This window comes from Streptomyces rectiviolaceus (assembly GCF_039533825.1).
GTDB classification, from domain to species: Bacteria; Actinomycetota; Actinomycetes; order Streptomycetales; family Streptomycetaceae; genus Streptomyces; species Streptomyces rectiviolaceus.
Window position 1 is genome coordinate 16,713 of record NZ_BAAAUG010000214.1, and the last position, 6,730, is coordinate 23,442.

Here is a 6,730-nt window from a genome sequence, read left to right on the forward strand (position 1 = left end):
CGCGGCAGCCGCGACCGCCGCGGCGACGTCGTCGGCGTGCCGGGGGAAGGCCACGCCCATCGGTGTGATGGCGTACATGCTCGCGTCCCGGGCGAACAAGTGCCGGGTGTAGTCGTCGAATTGAACCTCTCCGTCGAGATCCCTGGCCAGGTCCTGCTGGAGACCGCGGGCCCGGTCCTGGCTCTCGGCGCTCTCGGCGCTCTCGGAGTTTTCGTGCGTGGGGCTCTCGCCCTCGGTGACGGTCATGCTCGGCAACCTCCTCGGCGGGATGGGGAGTTCGGCGGGCGCGCGGGCGCCGTCACTCGGCGCGCAGGACGTCCAGGGCGTCCGTGAGCCCGCTGGGGTCGATGCGCACACCGGCCAGCTGAAGGCCCATCTGCACCCCGGCGAGCGTGCCCGCGAGCGTCAGATCGTTGAAGTGGCCGAGGTGGCCGATGCGGAAGATCCGTCCGGCGAGCCTGCCGAGGCCCGCCCCCAGGGACATGTCGAACCGCTCAAGAATGATCTCGCGCACCTTGTCGGCGTCCTGGTCCTCGGGCATGAGCACCGCGGTCAGCGAGGACGAGTACTCGCGGTCGTCGGCGCACAGCACCTCAAGCCCCCAGCCGCGCACGGCGGTTCGGGTGGCCTCCGCATGCCGGTCGTGCCGGGCGAAGACCGCGGGCAGACCCTCGGCCTTGAGCATCCGCAGCGCTTCGGCGAGGCCGTAGAGGAGGTTGGTGGCGGGGGTGTACGGGAAGAATCCGCGCCGGTTCGCCTCGATGATCGCCTGCCAGTCCCAGTAGGACTTGCGCAGCCCCGCGGTGCGGGAGGCGGCAAGTGCCTTCTCGCTCACCGCGTTGAAGCCGAGCCCCGGCGGGAGCATAAGACCCTTCTGGGACCCGGCGACGGTGACGTCGACGCCCCATTCGTCGTGCCGGTAGTCGATCGAGCCCAGCGAGGAGATGGTGTCGACGAGCAGCAGCGCAGGGTGCCCCGTGGCGTCCATCGCCAGCCTGATCTCGGACACCCGGCTGGTCACGCCGGTCGACGTCTCGTTGTGCACCACGCAGACGGCCTTGATCGTACGAGCGCTGTCGGCCGTGAGGCGTTCGGCGATGGCCTCGGGTGATGCGCCGTGGCGCCAGTCGCCGGGCACGAAGTCGACGTAGAGGCCGAGGCTCGTGGCCATCTGCTGCCAGAGCGTGGCGAAGTGGCCGGTCTCCACGTGCAGCACCCGGTCCCCGGTGCTGAGCGTGTTGACCAGGGCCGCCTCCCAGGCGCCGGTGCCTGAGCCGGGGAAGACCACGACGGGCCCTGCGGTTCCGAAGACCGGTTTCAGTGCGGCGAGCAACTCCGTGGTGAGCGCGGCGAATTCGGGTCCGCGGTGGTCGATCGTCGGCGCCGAGATGGCGCGGAGCACCTGGTCGGGGACGTTGGTGGGGCCGGGTATCTGCAGGAAGTGCCGCCCTGGTTGCGAGGTCACTCTGGCCAACTCCCTTGATATGCGTGCCGCATTGTGGCACGGTGTGTCGTAAGGTGGCACGGGGAGCGTAGGGCCCGACCCGATGGGGAGTCAACGGATGCAGAGCGTTCTCAACGCACTTCGCGTACTGGAAGAGGTCGCCGCACGGCAGCCGATCGGCGTCGCCGACCTCGCCCGCGGCCTGGAGCTGCCCAAGAGCTCGGCGCAGCGCGCCCTGCGCACACTGCATGCGGCGGGCTGGATCCGCCCGGCCGGCGGCGAGGTCACCCGCTGGGTCGTGACCACCAAGGCCTTGCAGGTCGGACGGCGTGCCACGGGGGAGTTGAGTCTGCGCGACGTCGCCCTGCCGCTCATGGAGGAGCTGCGGCGGAGCATCGACGAGACGGTCCATCTGACCGTCCCGGACGGCGACAAGGTGGTCCTGATCGAGCGCCTGGAGACCTCCAAGCCGGTACGGATCATCCTGGCCCTCGGCACCCAGCTGCCGATCCACGCCTCCGCGAACGGCAAGGCTGTTCTCGCGGTGAGCCCCAAGGAAGTGATCGACCGTCAACTGGACTTCGGGCTCGAGGAGTTCACGGGCTCGACGATCACGGACAGGGAACGGCTGCTCGCCGAGCTCGCACGCATCAGGGACCGGGGGTACGCCACCAATGGCGGGGAGTGGCGCGACGACGTGTCCGCGGTCGCGGCAGCCGTGTGGGACGAGTCGGGGACGCCGGTCGCGAGCATCAGCGTCAACATGCCGACGAGCCGGATGACGCAGGAGGCGAGCGTCGCGTACGGCGCGCTGGTGAGCGAGACGGCGCGGCAGGTCAGCGCGGCGCTGGGGCACTCGCGGCAAGGTGTCGCGGGCGGGCCCGAGTTGGGGGAGTAGCGAACTCCGCCCCGCGCGACGCATTCGGGCGTTCCCCTTGACGCCCCGGGAAGCGCACTCCAATACTCCCCATTGCGAAAGCTCAATTCCGCCAGGCGGAATTAATCATCCACCCTGGGCTCCTTCAGCCCATGGGGGGACGTCTGTGCGCGCCCTCATCCACCGCGCACTCCTCGGTGCGGCGCGCACCCCTCGTCACGCGCCCCGACGCACCGCGACATGACCATCGGCCGACGGCAAGGGAGCCCTCGTGTCAGATCAAGTCATCTCCATCATCGCCCTGGTCCTTGTCTTCGCCATCGCGACCTTCTCCGCCGTCCACCTGGGAGCCCTTGCTCTCGTGGCCGCGTTCATCGTCGGCTCCACCGTGGCGGACGAGTCGACGGACGACCTCTTCTCCGGCTTCCCTGGTGACCTGTTCGTCGTTCTGGTCGGCGTCACGCTCTTGTTCGCCATCGCGAAGAACAACGGCACAGTGGACTGGCTCGTGAACGCGGCCGTGAAAGCCGTGCGGGGCCGGATCGCCCTCATCCCCTGGGTCATGTTCCTCGTCACCGCCATGCTTACCGCGGTCGGCGCCGTGACGCCCGCGGCCGTCGGCATCGTCGCCCCCATCGGCCTCGGCTTCGCCGTCGCCTACGGCATCAACCCCGTGCTCATGGGGCTGCTCATAGCCAACGGAGCCAGCGCCGGAGGCTTCTCGCCGATCGGCGTGTTCGGCAGCATCACCAACAACGTGGTCGAGCGGAACCACCTGCCGGGCAACCCCGCCCTCCTGTTCTCCGCCTCGTTCCTGTTCAACGTGGCGCTGTGCGTCATCGTCTTCTTCATCTTCGGTGGACGGCGATTGCTCGGGCAACGCGCGGAGACGTACAAAGGCGGCGCCCGACCCGACGACGACGCACCGCGACCCGATGACGCGCCGCCGCCCGGCGGCCAGCTCGTCGAGGCGGGAGCGGCACCCCGGCGCGCCCTCGCCGTCGCCACGACCACCGCGCCCACGACACAGGAAGAGCCCCTCAAACTCGACGGCCCGCGCGCGCTCACCCTCATCGGGCTGCTCAGCCTCGTCGCCGGAGCACTCTTCTTCGACCTCGACGTCGGCCTGATGGCGCTCACCATCACCGTCGTGCTCTCCCTGGTCTCCCCGAAGTCGGTCACCGGCGCCGTGGACCGCTGCGCGTGGTCGACCGTGCTGCTTGTCTGCGGCATCGTCACCTACGTGAGCCAGATGGAGCGCATGGGCACCATCGACTACCTAGGCAAGCAGGTCGCCTCCATCGAGGCACCCCTGTTCGGAGCCCTGCTGATCTGCCTCATCGGCGCCCTGGTCTCCGCCTTCGCGTCGACCACCGGAATGCTCGGCGCGCTGATCCCGCTGGCCGTGCCCTTCCTCCTCGCCGGCGAGGTCGGGGCCGTCGGCCTCATCACGGCGCTGGCCATCTCCGCGTCGGTCGTGGACGCATCGCCGTTCTCCACCAGCGGAGCCCTGGTGACCGCCAACACCCCCGAAGACCAACGGGACTTCGTCTTCCGCCGCCTCATGGTCTGGGGGCTCGGCATCGCCGTGATCGGGCCTCTGGTCACCTGGGCCCTGTTCGTCCTGCCGACCTCGCTGTGAAGCCGTACGGAGTGGAGTCGTACGCCGTCGTGCCGCCCGTCAGGGAGTCGGAATGCCGCCAGGCCGGGCAGGCCGCCCGAAACGGACCGGGACACCCGGCGAATACAGCACGCTCACCGGGTCCCCGACCGGCCGCGGCAGCCCCGCCGCCGCGACCAGGTCCTCGTCGCACACGATCAGATCGGCCCGGTGCAGCGGCCAGCGCGGATGCGCGTTCGGCAGGAACATCTGCCGCCCGAAGAACGTGTTGTGCATGCCCCACCGGGCCGTCAGGAAGTGCTCGAAATCGGTGGGCTCCTCGACCCGCTCGCCCACCCGGACGGCGATACGGCTGTACGCACCGCGCGGGCCCGGCCAGCGCCTGGCACTGCTGTACGTGACGGTGTCGCCGCTGCGGCGGATGCTCATCCGCGACCACTGGTACGGCAGCCGGAAGGCGCCGCGCGCGACCGCCACCGGGATCAGGCGCGAGGCGTCCAGGGAGCGGAAGACGACGCCGCGTCGGCCATGGGCATCCACCGAGTAGAGGCGGACATTGGTCTCGGGAAACGTACCCAGATAGGGGATGCCGGGCAGCCGGAACCAGCCGACCCGGTGCATGCGGAACGCGACGAGGCCCACATAGGTGACCCCGTCGTGCAGATCGGGAACCGTCCCGGCCGGAAGGAGCGGCGCGACGTCCGCGGGATCCACGGCCCAGTGCACGAAGGCCAGATCCAGCCACGACTGCGTGAGCAGCGGGTTCTCGGCGGATGCGGAGGTGGGCGGATCGGCGGATATCGGTTCCGGCGCGGCGGGGGAGAGGACCACGCCATCAGCATCGCAGGCACCTCGGCTCGCCCGTCACGGGGGTCAGGTCACCAGGCTCCGCCCGGCCGGTGCGGACACGACCCTGCCCGCGCGCATCTCGACGACGCGGTCGCTGAAGTGCTGCACCACGGCCATGTCGTGGCTGATGAAGAGGTAGCCGAGCCCGAGCCGCTCCTGGAGGTCGGCGAGGAGATTGAGGATGCCCGCGCGCAGCGACGGATCGAGGGCGGACAGCGGCTCGTCCAGGACGAGCAGGCGCGGTTCGCTCGCCAGGGCGCGGGCGATACCGGCCCGCTGGCACTGCCCACCGGACAGCTCGTGCGGCAGCCGCTCGCCGTGGGCGGATGCCAGGCCCGCCAGATCAAGGAGCTCGGCGACGCGCGCGGGCCCCTTGGCGTCCCAGCGCCCCTGTACGCGCAACGGCTCGGCGACGGCGTCGCGCACGGTGCGGCGAGGGCTGAGCGAGCCGTACGGATCCTGGAAGACCGGCTGCATCGCCGGGCGCAACGGCCGCAGGCGGCGCTCGTCGAGCGCGGTGAGCTCCTGCCCGTCGAACCACACCTCGCCGCCGTCGGGGCGGCGCAGCTGGAGCACGGCCGCCGCGGTGGACGACTTGCCACAGCCCGAAGGGCCGATCAGCGCCAGGGTCTCACCGGCGGCGAGCTCGAACGACACCCGGTCGACGGCGAGGACGTCGCCGTAACGGACCACCAGGTCGCGTACGTCGAGCAGAGGTATCTGCGGGCTCATGCGGTGGTGACTTTCTCCAGGAACAACTGGGCGGGGGATTCGGGCAGTTCACGCCACCGATGGCAGGAGACCGCACGGCTGTCGTACGTCTCCTCCGGCTCGGGCAGCTCCGTGCGGCACCGCTCGTCCGCCAGGGGGCAGCGGGGCGCGAAGGCGCAGCCGGGCGGCAGGGCGTCGGGCGTGGGCGGAGCACCGGAGATCGCCGGGAGGCGGCGCCCCGGCAGCGGCTCATCGGGCGGCAGGGAGGCGAGGAGCCCGGCCGTGTAGGGGGCGTGGGGGCGCGTGAGCACCTCGTCCACCGGACCGGACTCGGCATGCCGCCCCGCGTACATGACAAGCACCCGGTCGGCGTGGCTCCGTACGACGCCCAGATCGTGCGTGACCAGGACGAGCGCCGCGCCCGCCGCGTCGCACCGCTCCACCAGCAGATCAAGGATCTGGCCGCGCAGCTCGGGGTCGAGGGCCGTGGTCGGCTCGTCGGCGACCACCAGCTCCGGTTCGTTGACCGTGGCCATGGCGATGACGGCCCGCTGGCGCATGCCGCCGGAGAACTCATGAGGGTACGCGCGGGCCCTCCGTGCGGCGTCCGCGATGCCGACCTTCTCCAGCGCGGCCACGGCGACGGCGTGCGCCCGGCCGCGGGAGAGGCCGCGCACGGACCGTACGGCCGCGGCGAGTTGATCGCCGACGGTGTGGACGGGGGAGAGGGCGGACAGTGCGTCCTGCGGCACCAGGGCGGCACGGCGTCCCCAGAGCGCGGCGAGCGTCGCACGCTGCGCGCCGACGAGTTCGACATCGGCGGTGCCCGGACCGTGCATCCGCACACTCCCGGAGAGCGAAGCACCGCGCGGCACCATGCCGAGCAGGGCCCGCGCCGTCACCGACTTGCCCGCCCCCGACTCGCCGACCACCGCGAGGACTTCACCCCTGCGTACGTCGAAGGAGAGGCCGCGTACGGCGGGTCCGGAGTCAAAGCCGATCCGCAGGTCACGGACCGACAGCAGCACGTCGGACGACACCTTCTCAGGCTTCACGCTCTCAGGCTTCAAGGGAGAACCCCTTCCGGGAACGGGTACGGGAACGGGAACGGAAGCGGGACCAGGCACGGCCACGGGCACGCGGCCGCGCAGCCCCGCCGCGCCCCGCACCCAGCGCCACCGCGAGCCCCGCGAGGAGAGCGAGCGCCACCGCCGGTGCCAGCGCGGCC

The 6,730-nt window shown here is 71.1% G+C and carries 7 protein-coding genes; 2 read left to right on the top strand and 5 right to left on the bottom strand.

The genetic code is table 11. The annotated features are described in order from the left end of the window. Both ABD378_RS41570 and ABD378_RS41575 read right to left on the bottom strand, forming a co-directional pair. A partial coding sequence (locus ABD378_RS41570) for a hypothetical protein (protein ID WP_344530241.1) occupies nt 1-246 on the bottom strand: 246 nt, incomplete at its 3' end. Between the two features lie 52 nt (nt 247-298). Then, the gene (locus ABD378_RS41575) at nt 299-1,465 is read right to left on the bottom strand and encodes a pyridoxal-phosphate-dependent aminotransferase family protein (RefSeq protein ID WP_344530243.1); all 1,167 of its coding nucleotides are present in this window, start codon (nt 1,463-1,465) and stop codon (nt 299-301) included. Between the two features lie 97 nt (nt 1,466-1,562). On the opposite strand from ABD378_RS41575, the gene ABD378_RS41580 reads away from it, so the two are divergent. Both ABD378_RS41580 and ABD378_RS41585 read left to right on the top strand, forming a co-directional pair. Next, entirely contained in the window at nt 1,563-2,342 is a 780-nt protein-coding gene (locus ABD378_RS41580; RefSeq protein WP_344530245.1) for an IclR family transcriptional regulator, read from the top strand. 250 nt (nt 2,343-2,592) lie between these two features. Continuing rightward, a complete protein-coding gene (locus ABD378_RS41585; RefSeq protein ID WP_344530246.1) occupies nt 2,593-3,963 on the top strand; it encodes an SLC13 family permease in 1,371 nt (456 codons plus the stop codon). A 39-nt stretch (nt 3,964-4,002) separates the two neighbouring features. Here the strand turns inward: ABD378_RS41585 and ABD378_RS41590 are convergent, their stop codons facing one another. From ABD378_RS41590 to ABD378_RS41600, 3 genes are read right to left on the bottom strand one after another with little or no spacing between them, the layout of a single operon-like run. Beyond that, the gene (locus ABD378_RS41590; protein ID WP_344530247.1) at nt 4,003-4,773 is read right to left on the bottom strand and encodes a YqjF family protein; all 771 of its coding nucleotides are present in this window, start codon (nt 4,771-4,773) and stop codon (nt 4,003-4,005) included. 42 nt (nt 4,774-4,815) lie between these two features. Continuing rightward, on the bottom strand, nt 4,816-5,523 hold the full coding sequence (locus ABD378_RS41595) for an ATP-binding cassette domain-containing protein (RefSeq protein ID WP_344530249.1): 708 nt from the start codon (nt 5,521-5,523) through the stop codon (nt 4,816-4,818). Beyond that, nucleotides 5,520-6,557, bottom strand: a complete 1,038-nt coding sequence (locus ABD378_RS41600) for an ABC transporter ATP-binding protein (protein WP_344530251.1) — start codon at nt 6,555-6,557, stop codon at nt 5,520-5,522. Before ABD378_RS41600 ends, ABD378_RS41595 begins: the two co-directional genes overlap by 4 nt. Between the last annotated feature and the right edge of the window lie 173 nt (nt 6,558-6,730).

Coding starts and splice junctions, on each gene's coding strand:
- ABD378_RS41580 (WP_344530245.1), top strand. CDS start 1,563: ATGCAGAGCGTTCTCAACGCACTTCGCGTACTGGAAGAGGTCGCCGCA.
- ABD378_RS41595 (WP_344530249.1), bottom strand. CDS start 5,523: ATGAGCCCGCAGATACCTCTGCTCGACGTACGCGACCTGGTGGTCCGT.